This window comes from Neglectibacter timonensis, from assembly GCF_900048895.1.
Lineage (GTDB): Bacteria > Bacillota > Clostridia > Oscillospirales > Acutalibacteraceae > Acutalibacter > Acutalibacter timonensis.
This window is the reverse complement of sequence record NZ_LT160639.1, coordinates 190,063-208,009: the sequence shown is the minus strand read 5'-3', so window position 1 is coordinate 208,009 and position 17,947 is coordinate 190,063. Positions and strand designations below refer to the sequence as shown.

Sequence of the window (17,947 nt, the reverse complement as noted above, 5' to 3'; positions counted from 1 at the left end):
TCGGGCAGACAGGAAAGCGGGGTAAGAACTAAGTTATGGGAAAACCGATTGTTGCCATTGTAGGCAGGCCGAATGTGGGAAAGTCTACACTTTTCAATAAAATTGTGGGGCAGAGGCTCTCCATCGTGGAGGATACTCCCGGCGTGACCCGGGACCGGATTTTCGGGGATGTGGAATGGTGCGGAAAAAAATTTTCCGTGGTGGATACCGGAGGGATTGAGCCCGCCTCCAAAGATATCATTTTATCGCAAATGCGGGAGCAGGCGCAGCTTGCCATTGGGGCGGCAGACGCCATTGTGCTGGTGACGGACGTTCGATCCGGCGTCACCGCTACGGACGCCGATATTGCAGCTATGCTGCTCAAAAGCGGCGTGCCGGTGGTTTTGTGTGTTAACAAGTGCGATCAGGTGGGAGACCCGCCTGCGGAGTTCTATGAGTTTTATAACCTCGGCCTGGGAGATCCTATGATGGTTTCCTCTGTCCATGGCCACGGTACCGGCGACCTGTTGGACCGGATCTGCGAGCTTATCGAATTCCCGGAAGAAGAGGAGGAAGAGGGCGAGATCATCAAGGTTGCCGTAATCGGAAAGCCGAATGTGGGGAAATCCTCTCTGGTCAACAAGGTTGCGGGAGAAAACCGCTGCATCGTCTCTGATATCGCGGGGACTACCCGTGATGCAGTGGATACCACGATTGAAAACACCTTTGGAACCTTTACCTTTATCGACACGGCTGGGCTGCGCCGGAAAAGCAAGGTGGAAGATGCCATTGAGCATTACAGCAATCTTCGTGCTGAGATGGCTGTGGAGCGTGCCGACGTATGCCTGATCCTCATTGATGGAGAGGTAGGGTTCACTGAGCAGGACTCCAAGGTGGCCGGTATTGCCCATGAGGCGGGCAAGGGCTGCATCATCCTGGTCAATAAATGGGATGCAGTGGAAAAAGATGACAAGACCATGCAGGAAATGCGCACACAGCTTGAAAAGGATTTTTCCTTTATGTCCTACGCGCCGATCCTGTTTATTTCGGCTAAAACCGGCCAAAGGCTGGATAGGATGTTTGAATTGATCCACTTGGTCGCTTCCAGCAACGCCATGCGGGTAACCACTGGAATGCTCAACGATATCCTGGCCCAGGCTACTGCACGGGTACAGCCGCCCACGGACAAAGGCAAACGGCTGAAAATCTATTATATGACCCAGGCATCCACAAAGCCCCCTACTTTTATCTGTTTTGTCAACGATAAAGAATTGTTTCATTTCTCTTACCAGCGCTATCTGGAAAACCGGATCCGGGATACGTTCGGCCTGGAAGGGACCCCGGTGAGAATGATTGTGCGTGAGCGAAAGGATAAAGAATAGCAGAGGAGGGAAGAGCGCTCTGCCCGGGAATGGGCGGGAGCGCCTATACAATGGAATATCTGGGATATCTTGTTTTGCCCATGCTTCTCGCTGCTGTGGCCGGTTATTTGCTGGGCAGTATCAATTGGTCGATCATTTTGACCAGACTGTTTAAACATAAGGAAGATATTCGCAAATACGGCAGTGGGAACGCCGGAATGACCAATGTGCTGCGCACTGTCGGGAAGGTGCCTGCCATTCTCACCTTTGTGGGTGATTTTGTCAAGTGTGTCGCCGCCGTGCTGCTGGCCTACCTCATTATGTACCTGGCATTTTTTCTGCTGGGCCTGCCCGTCTCTTATGAGCTGGTAAAAGCGGGCCAGTACATAGCAGGGATGGCCTGCGTGATGGGGCATATCTTTCCTGTTTACTACGGTTTCCGGGGAGGAAAAGGCGTGGTTGCTTCCGCGGCGATGATTGCCCTGCTGGATTGGAGGGCATTTCTGCTGGTGATCGGAACCTTCCTGCTCGTGTTCCTCTGGAAACGGATTGTGTCCCTGGCCTCAGTGGTCTGTGCTGTGGCCTACCCTGTGTACACGTTTCTCCTGGTTTACTTTTTCGATTTTTCAGGAAGTCCGCTGCAGGGCAATGCGGGGCGTTCTCTTTGGTATCTGCTGTTTGTAACGGCGGCCTCGCTCTTTATCGGGGGGACTGTGCTCATCAAACATCGTTCCAATATTGGCCGGCTGCGCAGAGGGGAAGAGAAGCCTGTTGTATTTGGCAAAAAAAGTAGTTGATGTCATGCTTTTATAGATAAATCGCCGAAATGCAAAACGCTGTCGGATGACGTAAATTATGTGCAGATTCGGTAAGGTTTTGTGAGTATCAGGGCGTTGGGCGTTCCTGATATTGACTTTTTGACCGGTATGTATTATTATTAACAACGGTCAAATACTAATTTAACAAGTAAAAATGTTCTTCAAACTGACTTGTCCTCAAAGTCGTTAGGAAGTGTAAATTTGGATAAATACGTGATCAAAGGCGGATGCCGTCTGACAGGCGAAGTAAATATCAGCGGAGCCAAAAATGCAGCAGTGGCCATTCTCCCCGCTGTGATTCTTTCAGATTCTCCCTGCCGCATCGAGAATATCCCGGATATTTCCGACGTGAAAACACTCACCTATATCCTGAAAGAAATGGGAGCCAGAGTGGAATACCTGGATCTTCATACCGTGGAGATCGATCCCCGTCCCATTATGACAGACACTGTTTCGGCAGAGATTGCCCGCCGCATCCGTGCTTCGTATTACTTTATCGGCGCACTGCTGGGGCGCTGCCGCAATGCCGTGGTGCCGCTGCCGGGCGGCTGTAATTTTGGCGTACGGCCCATTGACCAGCACCTGAAGGGGTTTGTGGCCCTGGGCTGTGATTACAGCCTTGATAACGGCATGATCTCCGTCTCCGCTCAAAACGACCTTCACGGAGCCAATATCTATCTCGATGTGGTCACCGTAGGCGCGACGATGAATATCATGCTGGCTGCTGTAAAGGCAAGAGGGCTTACAGTAATTGAAAATGCCGCCAGGGAGCCCCACATTGTAGACTTGGCCAACTTTTTAAACACAATGGGGGCGGATATCCGCGGGGCGGGTACTGACACCATTAAGATTCATGGGGTGCAGCGGCTGCGCGGCGTCACTTATTCCATCATTCCCGATCAGATTGAGGCGGGTACGTACATGGTGGCTGCGGCGGCTACGGGCGGCGATGTGGTTGTGAAAAATGTGACGCCGAAGCATTTGGAATCTATTTCTGCAAAACTGGTGGAAATGGGCGTCACTATAGAAGAAGGGGACGACACTGTCCGCGTTTTATGTGAGCGGCCTCTGCGCAAGTGCAATGTAAAGACTATGCCTCACCCCGGCTTTCCTACGGATATGCAGCCGCAGATCACGACGCTTCTCTCCGTTGCGAAGGGGACGAGCATGGTAAACGAGAGCGTATGGGAAAATAATCGTTTTAAATATGTGGACGAGCTCAGACGGATGGGAGCACAGATCACAGTGGATGGCAAGGTGGCCATTGTAGAAGGTGCGGACCGTCTGAAAGGGGCTCCTGTTCGGGCGCTGGATCTCCGCGCAGGCGCGGCGATGGTGATTGCCGGTTTGGTAGCGGAAGGCACCACGCAGGTAGAGGATGTACAGTATATCGAGCGCGGCTACGAGAACATTGTGGAGAAGCTGGTAGAGCTTGGCGCTGATATTTACCGGATGGAAGAGCCGGAACGTACACTGGACAAGATCGGCTGAATTCATTTGAAAAACCTGCAGGGAAACCCGAATTGGGTTTCCCTGCTTTAGCGATTGCAGAAACGAGGATATTTGTATGGCAAGGTTATGCCCCCTGTTCAGCGGAAGCTCAGGGAACAGCTATTACATAGGTTCAAGAAGCGCAGGTTTGCTGCTCGACGCCGGCCGCAGTGCGCGGCAGCTGGACAACATGCTGCGCGTCTGCGGGATTGACCCGTTGGCGGTTCAGGGAATTCTGCTCACTCACGAGCATACGGATCACGTCAATGGCGTGCGGGTGTTTGCCAAAAAATATCATCTGCCCATCATTGCCTCCCAGGGGACCCTGCAGGCATTGGAAGGGGCTTTGGCGGATGCGGAAACTCATGTGGCGGAAACGGGGATGCAGTTGGCGGATATGACGGTCACACCCTTTCACACGTCTCATGACTGTGCGGAATCCCTGGGATTTCGGATTAAAACAGAGGACGACAGGTGTTTTACCTTGTCCACGGATCTGGGATGCCTTTCAGAGGAAGTGATGGAAAACCTGCTGGGGGCAGATTTCGCAGTGATTGAATCCAATCATGATGTGGAGATGCTTCGTAACGGGGGATACCCCTATCATCTGAAACGGCGTATCCTGTCAGACCGGGGCCATCTTTCCAACGCGGCTTGCGCTGCGTTTTTGCCGAAGCTGGCCAGGAGCGGCACGAAGCGGATTTTGCTGGCGCATTTGAGCAGGGAAAATAACACGCGTGCCATTGCGCTGGAAACCGCCCTTGCCTCGCTTGTGGAAGCGGGTTATGTCCCCAATGTAGATTTCTTGCTGGATGCCGCCAGACCGGAGAATACGGATGGGAAAACTATGATCTTTTAGAAATTGCCAAATCTGTTGTGGAAACAGGCGGGTCAAAAACCTTTTACAGAGAAAAACGGGAGGCCCTGTCTGACTGTAATCTCTGTACAAAAGGGGCGAAATGACGCCGGTGGAAAGCGTGGTTTTGTTTCAGTAGTTTGAAGATGGAGGAATTTCTGGTGTTCACTGTAAGGCTGGTGTGTGTAGGAAAGCTGAAAGAGACCTATTGGCGTGAGGCGGTGGCGGAATATGAAAAGCGCCTGCGGCCGTTTTGCAAGTTTGAAATCAGGGAGCTTCCGGAAGAACGGCTGCCTTCCGATCCTTCTTCCGCCCAAATTCAAGCCGCCCTGGAGCGGGAAGGGGAGGCGATTCTGAAGCAGTCGGCCGGGCAATTGATCCCACTTTGCATCGAGGGAAAACAGACGGGTTCTGAAGGGTTTGCCAGACGATTGTCTGCAGCCATGCAGTCCCCAGGCGCCGTTACCTTGGCAATCGGCAGCTCCTATGGCCTCTCCCCGCATGTCAAGCAGGCGGGAGAGGGACTTTCCATGTCAGAGATGACCTTTCCGCACCAACTGGCTCGGGTAATGCTTTGCGAGCAGCTATACCGGGCATTTCAGATCTTGAACCATACCAAATACCACAAGTAAGGGACAGCATTTCCGCTGCTGCTTTCCGAATAAGAAAATGCCTGAGTTGCCCCGAGAGGGAAATTCAGGCATTTTCTTGCCACAGCGGAGGAGATAGATTTGCGGCTCAGCTCTTTTTGCCGGTGTTCCTGCGGTATTCGGTAGGGGAAACGCCCACCATGCTGCGGAATACCTTCATGAAATGCTTTTCATTTTCGAAGCCTGCCTGCAGGCTGATTTCAGCGATGTGCAGGTCGGTGGTAACCAGCAGTTCTTTCGCATGCTGAATGCGGAGATCCTTAAGATAATTGATGAAATTCATGCCAGTATATTCTTTAAAGGCTTGGGAGAAAAAGGAATAGCTGACAGAGATGTGGTTGGAAACCATGGCCATGTTCAGGTCCCTTTGGTAATTCTGCTGGATATAAGCCACAGCCTCCTCCATCTTTCCGGTCTTGCGAGAGGCGCTGTGCTGCTGTAGGATACTTTTGTTGGCTTCTGTGAGAAAATTCCAAAGGGCAGTCTGAAAGTCCTGCAGGGAAGGATAGGAATAAGGATGATACAGGGGATGAAGCCGGTCCACCCTGTTGGCAAGCTTGTTCCGATACAGGGTTTCCACCTGATGAAGCAGATTGGCAATGCTGCCGCTGAAAGAGACTCCGGACAGTTTACCGGAGCCGGCCAAAAGAAAGAATTTGTCCAGCAAGGCCTGAACCTGATCCAACTTTTCTGTCCCTATCAGCTGTGCTATCCGCGCCGCATCCTCCTGGGAGAGCGGCGGAGCCTCCTGTTCCGGCATCCCGTTAGGTTGAATCAATTCCGCATCGGTAAGGAAAGCTCGGGTCCAGCATTCCACAGCGATGCGGCAGGCTTCCGGCAATTGGGAAAAATCTGTTTGGGGGCGGCTTAGGCCGGCCCTTTTTCCAGCAAAGCAGGTCGCGGCTAGATGTGGCCACTGCGGTTCCCGGATCAAATATAGGCAGGCCGTATCATCCACGTTTTCCAGACAAAGAAAGGGCAGGTCCGCTCCTGGGGATTCAAGCTTCTCCCTGCAGGCTGCCACAAGGTAAGGTCCTTTTTCCACCCAAGATTCAAACAGGACCCTGGCGGCCTCTCGCTCGGAAGTAGTGACGTTTGGATTGAGAAGAAAATATTTCAGCGGCTGACAGCCAACACCTTGGGGGCTTGGCCGGGAACGGGATTTCTGGGATTCCTGCAGCATCCCCTCCAGCCGCTGCAGGACCTGGGAAATGTCCTCCCGTTCCACCGGTTTGAGCAGGTATTCTTTGGCGCCGCAGCGAAGCGCCTCCACAGCATAAGAAAAATCGTCATATCCGCTGATGATGACGGTGAGAGGCGGATGGGGGAGGGTTTGCAGCCTTTGAACCAGAGTAATGCCGTCCATATTGGGCATACGGACGTCGGTAAACATCACATCCACCTCTGTGCCGCGCAGGATTTCCAGTGCTTCCTCTCCGTTTTTGCAGTCCAGAATTTCACTAATTTCCACCGGAGAGCGTTGCGCCATTACCCGCAGCCCCTGTCTGATCATTTTCTCGTCTTCCACGATCAAAAGTCTTTTCACAGAATAACGCACACCTTTCTGTTGGGAAAATTTCTGCCCTGCAATTCTGCTGCTCCAATGCTGCCGTAACCATGGTCAGTTTTCGCAGAAGGGGACGGTTATGGATACCTGGGTATAGCGGTCTTTTTCCGCCGCTACCTGCAACCGGTAGGAAGCACCGAAAAAGAGTGTGATACGGTCCTGTACATTTTTCAGACCGATACCATGACTGGAGCTGGGATTGTCAGGACTTCTGCCGTCAATGCGGTCCTGCAGGGCAGTAAGCTGTTCAGTTGTCATGCCACGGCCGGAATCCGTAATTTCAATGCGGAAAGCGTCCTCGTTGTCCACTTGGCAGCGGTACCCCTGGATTTTGATCGTGGCATCCTCTGGCAAGCCTTCTATCCCATGATAAATCGCGTTTTCTATGATGGGCTGCAGGGACATTTTAGGAATGTGCTGATCCAAAAGCTCCTTGGGGATTTCAATGGTAAGAAAGATGCTGTAATCATACCGCAGTCTCATCAGAGAGATATAGTTACGGATATATTCCAGCTCGTCTCCCACAGTCACCAGAGGAGAGGACCACTTCATGCTGTAGCGCAGGAGCTTCCCAAGAGAAGTGACCGCATCGGAAATATCATACTTCTCATCAATTTCTGCCATCATTTTTATGGATTCCAGCACGTTGTAAATAAAATGGGTATTGATCTGGTTCTGCAACGCCCTGATTTCGGAATCTTTGATCAGCCGTTCTCTCTGAACGCTCTCTGAAACCAGAACCTGAATGCGCTCTGTCATACGCCGGATACTGGAAGCGAGAATACCGATTTCATCATTTCCGGTCTCAGGTATCTCTACGCTGAGGTTTTCGGACTGAATGCTTTCAATGGCGGACACCACTCTGTAAAACCGCTTCAGCACCATGTCTATCAGCTTGCTGATGAAGAGGCAGAAACAGATTCCTAAAAGCACAATTCCTGTTACCAGCAGATTTTGCGTGGTTTTAATTCCCTGCATCTTTTCATCCAGCCGGGAGGCGGTAACAAGACCGCCTGGCAGGCCGGACAACGGATAGTAACAGAGTATGTAGGTTCCCTTCTCTGTCTTTTGGATTGAGTGCTGAGGCTCTGCCCGGTTGGCGTCCAGCTGGCTGAGAATGGAGGTTGTTTCAGGTTCCCATGGAACATCCCCGGTGTTGTAATAGAGGCGGCCGTCTGTGGTCAGGAAGCCGTTCCAGGTCTCCTTGTCATTTTGAAATAAAGTGGGGAACAGCAGATCCATCCGGGTGGATACTTCCAGGATTCCCAGATACATGCCGTCAAAGCTGTAGCAGCAGGATACCAGGGAAGCCAGATGCTGCTCATTGTTCCAGGATTCAGAGTCGAACAGCCGGTCCGAATAATTGAAGTGCCAGCCTTCCATCAGGCTGCGCTCCTTCTGATACCAGGGTTGGCGCTGCATGCGGCGCCTGTTGTACAGCAGCGGCATGATCTCGGTAATCCTGTCAGAGTCCATATAGATGCGAGCTTGATACAGGTAAGGGTTGTTGTTGATCAGCCGGTCATTGGCAGTGACCTCTGTCAGCTTGAAATCCAGCAGTTCCAGGGCGTTGGTGTTTTCTTCCAAAACAAATTTTTGGAGGGCTGCCGTGAGGCCCTGGTTGTTCAGAAAACTCTGGGTGGTCAGTACGCAGGCCTGAGCATTCTGTTCCACCTGTGCCGCACTTTTTTCCAAGGCGGACTGGGCGGATTTAATTGATTGCTCCATCTGCGACTGGGCATAATTGTTCAGCAGGACAATGGAAAAAAACAGAGTAGGCACCAGAAATACGATGATCACGATTAGCAGGAGCTGGTATTTCAGACGGAACCTTTGGTATTGATTTTTCATGGTATCACTCTCACAGGTGGGAATGCGTGAACCGGGAGGAACCCCAAAAATGGGAAACGGTATACCGTTTCCAGGGGCTTTTCTAAAGAAAAGCCCCTGGGGCAGTTATAATTCTAACATATTAGCCAACAAATATCCAGTAAACGACATCGTGTTCTGGATAAAAAATCAAATCATAGGGGACTGTCGTTGCTTGTTAGAAAAAAAGAAAAGAGCGGCCCGAAAAATCGGGCCGCTCTCTATCTGTCAGAACGAGCTTTGAAACATGGAAAACAGGGCTCAAAGACCAAGCTTTTCCTTATTCTTTTCATATTGGGCCTGCTGATAAGCCATCCATTTGTCAAATCCAGCAGCGTCGCGGTCCTTCTTCCACTGCTCAAAGATCTGATCGAATTCTTCTTCTGTAGGAGCGAGCAACAGTTTCGGCAGGGTTTTCCCCCACAGAGCTTCGATGTTGGTCTTTATCGTCATTTCTTCCGAATCTGCGGCAGGCGTTGTAATATTGTAAACGGAAGGGTTGAAAGCGTAGTCATAAGTCCACTCTTCTAGCTGGCCGAGGGGGTCTTTGGGCGGATCAGACCATTCAAGCTGCATGGCGTAATCCAGAAGCATCCACATGCCGCCGTTGATCTGGTTTTCAAAGGCGTCGGTGTCTTTGTCGCTGAGTTCCTTGGCCTCTTCAATCCACTTGGGCTTGCCGTCAACCATGGTGTAACCGACGCCCTCAGGGCCGAAATGCATGGTCATCTGGGTTTCAGGCTCCATGAAATAGGAGAAGAACTGGATACAGCGGTCCGGGTGTTCCGTGTTGGCACCGATCATGGTCAGAGTCCAGCCCTGGATGCTGCCGCCGGGCAGGGTGTAATCGTCACCCTTGGAATTTTTGGGACCGTCAATGGCAATATAGATCTTTTCGGGATCATTTTCATAGACAATCTTCTGCTGGGTTGCCATATCTGTTCTCTGATAGAGCATGGAGAAGTAGCGGCCCTGAACGATCTTTTCCTCCATCTGGGAACGCTTGTCAACGAAGATGTCATTGGCCAGCAGGCCTTTTTCTCCGCATTCGCGCAGCGCTTTCAGCCATGTGATGTATTCGGGATCGGTATACCGGTCATACCACTTGCCGTCCACTTCATAGGGGATGGCAAGGAAGTTCTGCAGGTATGATTCCAATGCCCAGCAGCCGGTGTCCCCGAATTCGTGGGTGCCCAGAGGGATCAGCGGGCTGCCGTCCACGTCCGGGAACTTTTCTTTCGCCGCAACCAGAGTATTGACGAAGCCCTCTGGCGTAGTCATGTCGGGCTTGCCCAACGCTTCGTACATATCCTTGCGGACCATGTAAACCTGGTTGGAGGGGATGTTGCCGTACTTCTCATAGTCGCTGAAGGAATAGGAGGCATTGGGATAGCCGTAGACGTTGCCGTCATCCTGGGTGTACCAGTCCAGACGTTCCTGATTGGCAACCTTGTAGAAATAGGGATCGTGCTCATCCGCAAGTTTATTCAGAGGCAATACCATCTCAGCATCGATCATTTCAGCTACTTGGGTATCGGTGCAGCCCAGAGTGATCAGGTCGGGCAGGGTATCGGAAGCGATCATGGTGTTGAGCTTCTCCGCCTCGTTACCTGCGGGGATGATCAGCTCCACATTGATGCCGGTATCCTTTATGTACTTTTCCGTGGCTTTAGAGCCCTCCCATTTTCTCGGGAACCAGGAATAGTTCACGTACCACTGCAGGGTGATCGGCTCGTCGGCATGCTGCTTCCAGCCAGGCTCGGCGTCGGACACGTCTGCCGTGCTGGGTTCCGACCCTTCCTGGGATACGGCGGAAGAAGCAGAGGAACTGCCCTTTGAGCTCTCGGAAGAGCTGCCGGAGGAGGAAGGGCTGCCGCAGGCGGCTGTACTGACCAGCAGAGCTGCAGCGAGCAGCGCGGCCAGCCATTTTTTTGTCTTTCTCATAGCGATTCTCCTTTGATTGAGATTTATCCTTTTACTGCGCCTATCATCATACCTTTGACGAAATATTTCTGCAGGAATGGATAGACACAGACAATAGGCAACGTGGTGACTACCATGGTAGCCAGCTTCAGAGACATGGAGGTGGTGGATTTTACCACATCCGCCGTCTGGGCCGCCATCTGGTTGGAACCCGCCTCCGCCACCATCCGGTACAGATAGGTTTGTATGGGCTGAAGGGAAGGCTTGTTAATATAGATTACACCGGAAAAATAATCGTTCCAATGGTAGACGCCGCTGAACAGGGCGATGGTGGCAAGCACCGGTTTCGAGAGAGGAAGGATGATCCGCAAAAAAATAAGGAAGTCGTTGGCTCCGTCGATTTCAGCAGATTCTTCCAGGGAAGCGGGGATCTCCCGGAAGAAGCTCATGAAAATGATGGCGTTATAAAAGCTGAACATGGCGGGGATGACGAACACCAGAAAGTTGTCCAACAGATTCAGGTTTTTGTAGAGCAGGAAAGTGGGAATCAGACCGCCGTTGAACATCATGGTGATAATTCCCATAGTCAGGTAAAAGTTGCGCCCGATGAGTCGGGTCTTCGACAGACCGTAAGCTACCATAGCCGTGAAAAAAACATTGAGCACAGTGCCCACAAGAGTTCGCAGCACCGTCACGCCGAAAGCAGTGAGGATGGAACTGTCTTTGAACACGGTCTTGTAGTTTTCCAGGGAAAACACGCGGGGCCACCAGAAAATTCCGCCGCGCATGGCGTCGGCTCCGTCGTTAAAGGAATTTACAATGACATACCAGATAGGGTATATAGTGATGAAGCAGATAGCGCACATCAATATGACGATCAGGACATCGAAGATAATTTCGCCGGTAGTGCGCTGCTTACGCCAGTTTTTTGTTGCTGCCGCCAATAGTCTCTCTCCTTTATTAGTAAGATATCGAAAGCTTCCTCAGAGGGCTCAGAACAGGGAACTGCCTTGAAGCTTTGATGTGGTAAAGTTGGCAATTACAAGCAGAATCATGGACACTACCGATTTGAAGAGACCAATAGCAGTGGCGTAGGAATAGCGGCCCACACGCATACCCATTTGGTAAACGTAGGTGTCGATTACCTCGCTGCGCGGCGCATTCAGCACATTTTTCAGAATAAAGATCTGATCAAAGTTGGAATTCATGATGCCGGAGACCGCTAGGATGAACATGATGGCAATGGTGCCCCGGATGGCGGGAAGCGTGATGTTCCAGATCTTTTGGATCTTGTTGGCGCCGTCTACGGTAGCAGCCTCATACATGGACTGGTCGATACCAGAAATTGCCGCCAGGTAGATGATGGCGGACCAGCCCATTTCCTTCCACAGGTCGCTGATTACCGCCAGACCCCAGAAATATTTTGGCTCCGCCAGGAAGGTGATGGGTTCCTTCAGGATGCCGGCGCCTACCAGGATTTCATTGATCATGCCTACGTCGCTGAGCCAAGTGATCATGATGCCTCCTAAAACCACCCAGGATAAGAAGTGAGGCAGATAGGAGATGGTCTGCACCACGCGCTTGAATTTTACGCTCCTGAGCTCGTTGAGAAGAATGGCAAAGAGGATGGGGAGCGGGAAACAGATCAGAAGCTTCAATAGAGCGATTCCCAGGGTATTCACCATAATGTTCCCGAAACTTTCGTCCTGAAAAAAGGCGGCGAAATGTTCGAACCCCACCCAGGGCGCTTCCCAGATGGATTTGGTGATTTTGAAGTTTTTGAATCCGATCACGATCCCGACCATTGGTATGTAGTTAAAAATAAACATCCAGATGATGCCGGGGATGACCATCAGCTGAAGGTACCGCTGCTTCCATAAGCCCTGAAGCTTCGGATGGGCGGATTTCCGTTCTGCTTTCGCTGGCGCAGATACCATAAGCTGTGTCCTCCGTTTCTTGTTAATATTGTGTTCATAAAGTATTATAAGGACAAAAACAGACGGATACAATGCGTCATTTTTTGTATTAGGTGTCTAAATTTATTCTTGCGCCCAGAGGGACTGTCTTTCAGTGGTGGAATTCTACAGTGAGAAAAAACAGACACCTTCAGGGAAATATGCCCCGTTTCATTTTCTGCCGGGCCGTGTTAAGGTAAGAAACAGGGAAGGGCTGTCTGCCCTTCAGGAATGTTAGACAGGAGGAGATTGTATGATAAAGGATGAGTACTGCCTGGTTTGGGAGGATTCTTTTGACAGGGAGGGCATGCCGGATCCTGAAAAATGGAACTGCGTGGTATCCGGCGGAGGGTTCGGAAACCATGAACTTCAGTTTTATACAGCGGAACCGGAAAACGTGTGTGTGGAGGGAGGAAAACTCCGGATCACCGCACGGAAACAGGAGCGTGACGGGCATGCCTATACTTCCGCCAAGCTTACCACGGCCGGTAAAGCTGATTGGCAGTACGGCAAAGTGCAGGTACGGGCAAAGCTGCCCAAAGGGAAGGGGTCCTGGCCTGCTATCTGGATGATGCCCAATGACTGCAGGGGAGATGCGGACTGGCCGCTCTGCGGGGAAATCGATATTATGGAGCATGTGGGATGGGATCAAAACCGGGTCCATGCCACGATCCACAGCGGGCTTTATAACCACAGGCGAAAGACACAGCGGAGCAGCTCTGTAGTTTTGGAAGATGTGTCAGGCGTTTTCCACGATTATGAGCTGGAATGGACGCCGGAGGCTATGCGTTTCCGCTATGATGGGGCAGAGATCGCCTGCTTTTACAGGGAAGAGCCTGGCTTTGAAACTGGAAAGACAGGCTGGCCGTTTGACAAGCCGTTTTACTTAATTCTAAATGTTGCGGTTGGAGGAGATTGGGGCGGTGAAGTGGAGGCGGAAGCGCTGCCCTTTACCATGGAAGTGGAATCTGTGAGGGTGTCTCAAAAGAAGGTTTAAAATCGAAGGAGTGAATCAATATGCAGAGTCATCTGGAACGCCGGGGTGTTTCTCAATATTCTCAAGCGTTTTGTGATCCCCAGGCCTATCATTTTACAGCGGATTTTTACCCAGCGCTCCGCGATCCGGAGCTGGATGTCAGCGATACGCTGCAGGAGGCTATATTTGAGTTGAAACGGGAAAGAGGGTTCGGTGTCCTCTATATCCCGGAACGAATTTATTACATGACAAAAACTGTTTATATCCCCAAGGCGATCCGGCTGATCGGATATGGGGAAAACAGGCCGAGATTTGTCCTGCGTCCCCATTCCCCTGGCTTTCAAAGCCCAGCACCAGAGGATCTGGGCGATGCGCACTACATGTTTTGGTTCACAAATAACATGCCGGCGGGTCCCCAGGAGATTGCAGACGCCAATCCCGGAACCTTTTACAGCGCAGTTTCCAATCTGGATTTTGAAATAAGAGAGGGGAATCCCTGTGCCGCTGTAATCCGCGCCCACTTTGCCCAACACTGCTTTGTCTCTCACTGCGATTTTGAAATTGGAGAGGGCAAGGCCGGAATTGTTGCGGTTGGCAACGAAATGGAGAACCTTTCCTTTACAGGAGGGGATTACGGAATCATCACCGGGAAACCTTCCCCCGGCTGGCCGTTCCTGCTGGCCGACAGCACATTCCGGGGGCAGCGCAGGGCGGCTATTTCCTCCAGGGAGGGGGGCCTTGTCCTGATCCGTACAGAGGTATCTTCCTGCCCCACTGTGTTGGAAGTGAAAGATGGCTATTTTGAAAAACTGTACCTGGAGGACAGCAGGTTTGATGCTATTTCCGGACCGGCCCTGCTCTTTGGCCGGGAAAAGAACGCCATGACCCAGGTCAATCTGCGGAATGTGGTCTGCAGGGATACGCCGGTGCTGGCAAAGCTGAAGGAGAGCGGAAGAGAGATTTGTCCAGAAGGAAAAGTTTACCGGGTGCACCGTTTTCTCAACGGCCTGTGCATGGATTCTCCTGAAGAGGAGCCTAAACTTCGTACGGCTTTGGAATCGGAGGAGATTGACTTCTGGCCGGATGCGGCGGCGAGCGACCTTCCTGGCTTGCCTGCCCAAAAGGAATGGATCAGTGTCAAGTCCTTTGGCGCTGTGGGGGATGGGAAGACCGATGATACCGATGCTTTATGCCAAGCGGCACAGTCGGGAAAGGCAGTGTTTTTCCCTCAGGGCTTCTATCGTGCCGCGGACACCGTGAAAATGGCTGAGGGTACTTCCTTTATCGGAATGAACCCTGTCTCGACGCAGCTTGTCCTCTGGGACGATACGCCTGCATTTTCCGGTTTTGGAACTCCAAAGCCGTTGCTGGAAACGTCTTCCGGATTCAACCTGGTAAACGGCATAGGCCTGGATACGGCCGGACGTAATCCCAGAGCGGTGGGCTGTAAGTGGATTGCCGGCCGGAACTCCTATATGAATGACGTAAAATTTGTGGGAGGGCACGGCAAAATGACCCGGGGGGTGGAATTTGCCCCGGTATACAATGAGAGCCGTACAGGCGATGTAGATCCCGACAGGCTTTGGAGTACGCAGTATTGGAGCCTTTGGATTGCAGAGAACGGCGGAGGTGTCTTCAAAGATATATGGAGTGCAAGTTCCTATGCGGAAGCTGGTATCTATCTTTCCGATACAGCGGTTCCGGGGCGCATGTATGCGGTGTCTGTGGAGCATCATGTGCAGTCTGAGGTAAGGCTGAAAAAGGTTTCCAACTGGCGCTTCTATGCGCTGCAGACGGAGGAAGAGGTGGCGGAAAGTCCGGAGTGCCAACCTTTGGAACTCATTGACTGTGAAAACCTTCTATTTGTCAATCTCTACACGTTCCGGGTAGTATGGGTGGCGAATCCCTATCCGCAGGCTGTTTTGAGCTGGGGGAGCAGGAACGTGGAACTGTTGAATGTGCATAACTATACGCAAACGCCCTATACCATTGACAATACGCTGTTGGAGCGGGATTCGGGGAAGGCGGTCCTGCCCTGGGAGTTGGCCAGGCTGATGCTGCCCGGCACTGGGACGGTCAAACCAGCTTGCATACAGGAGGTTACAAAGCTTGCGGACGGGTTCCGTTTTGCCGGAGCCCTGTGCGCGAATAAGAAGGGCACTGTTTACTTCTGTGACGACTTGGAAATCTATTCCTATGAAGGGGAAACCGGAAAGCTGCGTCCTGCGGCAAAGTTTCCTTTGAAGCCGCTATCCCTGTTCTGTGATTCGGAAGACAGGCTTGTGGTAGTGGCTTACCGTAAACTTCCGAAACCGGAGCAGCATCCCTACGGTGAGCCGGTTCCAGAGGAAGCCCGGGGTTCCTCCTATCATTGGTATATGCGTGATCAGGCTGTCGGCGTCTATGCGATAGACCCTGACGCGCCGGAGGCGTCTATGGTGGTTTTGAAAGCAGGCCCTGCCAAAACAGAAAACCCGGCCGCTGTCTATTATCCTGCCCATCGCTGGCACGATGCCCATGATTTTAAGGAAGCTGTTATGTATCGCTACAGTTCCTTCTACACCGCGCCTGACGGAAAGACCCTGCTGGCAGACAGTTTTGACCTTGGACGTGCAGTATCGCTTCAGGCGGCTGTCCCCGGCGAGTTTTTCTATGCTGTGGACGAATATGATAAGAGGGTGCTCCGGATGCATGTTGAAAAGGACGGCACACTTTCCCGGCAGGAGGATTTTGCAGAACACGGTGAGTTCAGCGCAGTGCGTGCGGGAAACAGCATTTGCGTGGCGGACGGACACCTCTATGTTTTCAATGAAGAAGGGGAGGAACTTCGGAAGCTTTCTCTCCCGGAACGGCCTACCTGCCTTTTGGCGTCGGCAGGCGGAACCTATCTGGCTGTTACAGCCCGAGGCTCCCTGTATGCGGTGAAACTCTGACAACAGAAAAAATCCAAATTGTTTCAACAGGAATCAAAACTATATCCAATGGGAAGCACGGCAAAGAAGGCTTTGCACATACGTTCACCCCTGACGAATTCCAGGAGAATAGAAAAGCCCGCGCCGGCCGGATACCATAGTGTCCGGCCCAACGCGGGCTTTTCGTTATCTGTGCCGATTATGCAATCAGACTGCTGCAAAACCGGCAGGTCCGTGTACAGGGGTGATGGGAAGCGCGCCGCTGCCAATGAAGCTGTGGCGCGCTCAGTTTGGAATTTAGAGAGTCACGCCGTTGAGAGAATCAAGTGCGGCCTTGATTTTCTGTTCTACCATCCTGTATTCCCGGGCAATGTCTTCGGGAGAATCATCGGTCAGGCTCTTCTGGCGCATATACTCCAACGCCAGCATTTTGGCCTCTGCCGCAACTGAATAATCAAAATTTGCTTCTGCCATTTTTTTCACCTCCGTCGCAGAGCGGTTTTTATAATCATATTATAGCACTTTTTTCGAAAAAAACAATTAAATGCTTTGAAAGCCCCTGCTGTAGATAAGCGTTGCTGGTAAAAATTCCGTCAGCTTCACCAAACAGCCTTGAGAAGGACAATTTCATATGATAAAATATAAAAAATAGGTCGTATTAGGCGGAAAGGATGTACCATAGAAAAATCTTATATTTCGAGCAATAAAGGGGCCTTCACTATGTTCTACAACGCTATAAATTGTAATATTTTAATCGGTGATATAGATATGGATTACATATCGTTTGGAAATGGGGATAAGAACCTCATTATTATTCCCGGATTAGGCGATTCGTTGAAAAACGTGAAAGGGACAGCGTTCCCCTTTTCTTTGATGTATAGGTTATTTGCAAAAGACTTCAAGGTATATGTGTTTAGTAGAAAAAACAGAATTGAAAAGAACTATTCTACAAGGGATATGGCGGCGGATTTAGCCACTGTTATAAAACAGCTTGGCATAGGAAAAGCCAGCATTATGGGGATTTCTCAAGGAGGAATGATTGCACAGTATCTGGCAATAGACTTTCCAGAGATAGTAGAAAAACTCATTCTTGCTGTAACTTTATGCAGGCAAAACGAAACCTCAAAAAGAGTGATTTCCAATTGGATTTCACTTGCAAATAAAAATGACTTCAAAGGCATTTTTGTTGATATGGCTGAAAAAATTTATACTCAGAAACGTGCGAGAGTGCAACGCCCCTTTAACCCTATCCTCTCTGCGTTTATGAGACCGAAAAGCCTGCACAATTTCATAATACAAGCCACTGCTTGTATTAACCATGATAGTTCTGCGCTACTCCATAAGATTCAGTGCCCTGTGCTTATTGTAGGGGGCGATGATGATAAAGTTGTGGGGGGAAATTCGTCAAACGAAATAGCACAGTTTATAAAAGGAAGCCAAGTGAAAATTTACAGCGGATATGGACACAGTACTTATGAAGAGGCAAAAGACTTTAACCGCCAAGTTTTGAAGTTTCTAATCTCATAAATGGAACATAATGCACGTGCGTCTTATTGGTATAAGGAGACACAAATTGGAAAATCCCTATAT

14 protein-coding genes are annotated in these 17,947 nt (G+C 51.0%); 8 read left to right on the top strand and 6 right to left on the bottom strand.

The window, feature by feature from the left end; genetic code table 11:
• The first annotated feature begins 35 nt into the window (after positions 1-35).
• The 5 genes from der (at position 36) to BN3911_RS06060 (ending at position 5,137) form a co-directional block, all read left to right on the top strand.
• Positions 36-1,361 (top strand): ribosome biogenesis GTPase Der, encoded by a 1,326-nt coding sequence (gene der / locus BN3911_RS06080; RefSeq protein WP_066862774.1) that lies wholly within the window; start codon positions 36-38, stop codon positions 1,359-1,361.
• A gap of 50 nt (positions 1,362-1,411) precedes the next feature.
• Positions 1,412-2,137, top strand: a complete 726-nt coding sequence (plsY, locus tag BN3911_RS06075; RefSeq protein ID WP_066864227.1) for a glycerol-3-phosphate 1-O-acyltransferase PlsY — start codon at positions 1,412-1,414, stop codon at positions 2,135-2,137.
• Positions 2,138-2,359: 222 nt separating this feature from the next.
• Positions 2,360-3,649, top strand: a complete 1,290-nt coding sequence (locus tag BN3911_RS06070) for a UDP-N-acetylglucosamine 1-carboxyvinyltransferase (RefSeq protein WP_066862770.1) — start codon at positions 2,360-2,362, stop codon at positions 3,647-3,649.
• Between the two features lie 76 nt (positions 3,650-3,725).
• Positions 3,726-4,508, top strand: a complete 783-nt coding sequence (locus BN3911_RS06065; protein ID WP_066862768.1) for an MBL fold metallo-hydrolase — start codon at positions 3,726-3,728, stop codon at positions 4,506-4,508.
• Between the two features lie 158 nt (positions 4,509-4,666).
• Entirely contained in the window at positions 4,667-5,137 is a 471-nt protein-coding gene (locus BN3911_RS06060; RefSeq protein WP_147578559.1) for a 23S rRNA (pseudouridine(1915)-N(3))-methyltransferase RlmH, read from the top strand.
• Positions 5,138-5,243: 106 nt separating this feature from the next.
• Here the strand turns inward: BN3911_RS06060 and BN3911_RS06055 are convergent, their stop codons facing one another.
• The 5 genes from BN3911_RS06055 to BN3911_RS06030 form a co-directional block, all read right to left on the bottom strand.
• Entirely contained in the window at positions 5,244-6,701 is a 1,458-nt protein-coding gene (locus tag BN3911_RS06055; RefSeq protein WP_066862762.1) for a response regulator transcription factor, read from the bottom strand.
• A 75-nt stretch (positions 6,702-6,776) separates the two neighbouring features.
• Positions 6,777-8,573 (bottom strand): sensor histidine kinase, encoded by a 1,797-nt coding sequence (locus tag BN3911_RS06050; protein WP_066862760.1) that lies wholly within the window; start codon positions 8,571-8,573, stop codon positions 6,777-6,779.
• 279 nt (positions 8,574-8,852) lie between these two features.
• The gene (locus tag BN3911_RS06040) at positions 8,853-10,535 is read right to left on the bottom strand and encodes a type 2 periplasmic-binding domain-containing protein (protein ID WP_066862755.1); all 1,683 of its coding nucleotides are present in this window, start codon (positions 10,533-10,535) and stop codon (positions 8,853-8,855) included.
• A gap of 23 nt (positions 10,536-10,558) precedes the next feature.
• Positions 10,559-11,458, bottom strand: coding sequence for a carbohydrate ABC transporter permease (locus BN3911_RS06035; protein ID WP_066862752.1), 900 nt, complete (start codon positions 11,456-11,458; stop codon positions 10,559-10,561).
• Between the two features lie 48 nt (positions 11,459-11,506).
• Positions 11,507-12,451: an ABC transporter permease gene (locus BN3911_RS06030; RefSeq protein WP_066862749.1), complete on the bottom strand. Its 945-nt coding sequence runs from the start codon at positions 12,449-12,451 to the stop codon at positions 11,507-11,509.
• Between the two features lie 271 nt (positions 12,452-12,722).
• Between BN3911_RS06030 and BN3911_RS06025 the strand changes: the two genes are divergently transcribed.
• Positions 12,723-13,466 carry a glycoside hydrolase family 16 protein gene (locus BN3911_RS06025; RefSeq protein WP_207644504.1) on the top strand — a complete coding sequence of 248 codons (744 nt, stop codon included), beginning with the start codon at positions 12,723-12,725 and terminating at the stop codon, positions 13,464-13,466.
• 20 nt (positions 13,467-13,486) lie between these two features.
• Complete coding sequence (locus BN3911_RS06020) at positions 13,487-16,378, top strand: glycosyl hydrolase family 28-related protein (RefSeq protein WP_066862746.1); 2,892 nt, start codon at positions 13,487-13,489, stop codon at positions 16,376-16,378.
• A 276-nt stretch (positions 16,379-16,654) separates the two neighbouring features.
• Here BN3911_RS06020 and BN3911_RS17170 read toward each other — a convergent pair whose 3' ends face one another.
• The gene (locus tag BN3911_RS17170; protein WP_154669697.1) at positions 16,655-16,831 is read right to left on the bottom strand and encodes a hypothetical protein; all 177 of its coding nucleotides are present in this window, start codon (positions 16,829-16,831) and stop codon (positions 16,655-16,657) included.
• Positions 16,832-17,077: 246 nt separating this feature from the next.
• Between BN3911_RS17170 and BN3911_RS06015 the strand changes: the two genes are divergently transcribed.
• Complete coding sequence (locus BN3911_RS06015) at positions 17,078-17,884, top strand: alpha/beta fold hydrolase (protein WP_066862743.1); 807 nt, start codon at positions 17,078-17,080, stop codon at positions 17,882-17,884.
• Positions 17,885-17,947 lie beyond the last annotated feature (63 nt).

Excerpts from the sequence above, each read along its gene's own strand:
- der (WP_066862774.1), top strand. The coding sequence starts at position 36 with ATGGGAAAACCGATTGTTGCCATTGTAGGCAGGCCGAATGTGGGAAAG.
- plsY (WP_066864227.1), top strand. The coding sequence starts at position 1,412 with ATGGAATATCTGGGATATCTTGTTTTGCCCATGCTTCTCGCTGCTGTG.
- BN3911_RS06065 (WP_066862768.1), top strand. The coding sequence starts at position 3,726 with ATGGCAAGGTTATGCCCCCTGTTCAGCGGAAGCTCAGGGAACAGCTAT.
- BN3911_RS06050 (WP_066862760.1), bottom strand. The coding sequence starts at position 8,573 with ATGAAAAATCAATACCAAAGGTTCCGTCTGAAATACCAGCTCCTGCTA.
- BN3911_RS06040 (WP_066862755.1), bottom strand. The coding sequence starts at position 10,535 with ATGAGAAAGACAAAAAAATGGCTGGCCGCGCTGCTCGCTGCAGCTCTG.
- BN3911_RS06030 (WP_066862749.1), bottom strand. The coding sequence starts at position 12,451 with ATGGTATCTGCGCCAGCGAAAGCAGAACGGAAATCCGCCCATCCGAAG.
- BN3911_RS06025 (WP_207644504.1), top strand. The coding sequence starts at position 12,723 with ATGATAAAGGATGAGTACTGCCTGGTTTGGGAGGATTCTTTTGACAGG.
- BN3911_RS06020 (WP_066862746.1), top strand. The coding sequence starts at position 13,487 with ATGCAGAGTCATCTGGAACGCCGGGGTGTTTCTCAATATTCTCAAGCG.
- BN3911_RS17170 (WP_154669697.1), bottom strand. The coding sequence starts at position 16,831 with ATGGCAGAAGCAAATTTTGATTATTCAGTTGCGGCAGAGGCCAAAATG.
- BN3911_RS06015 (WP_066862743.1), top strand. The coding sequence starts at position 17,078 with ATGTTCTACAACGCTATAAATTGTAATATTTTAATCGGTGATATAGAT.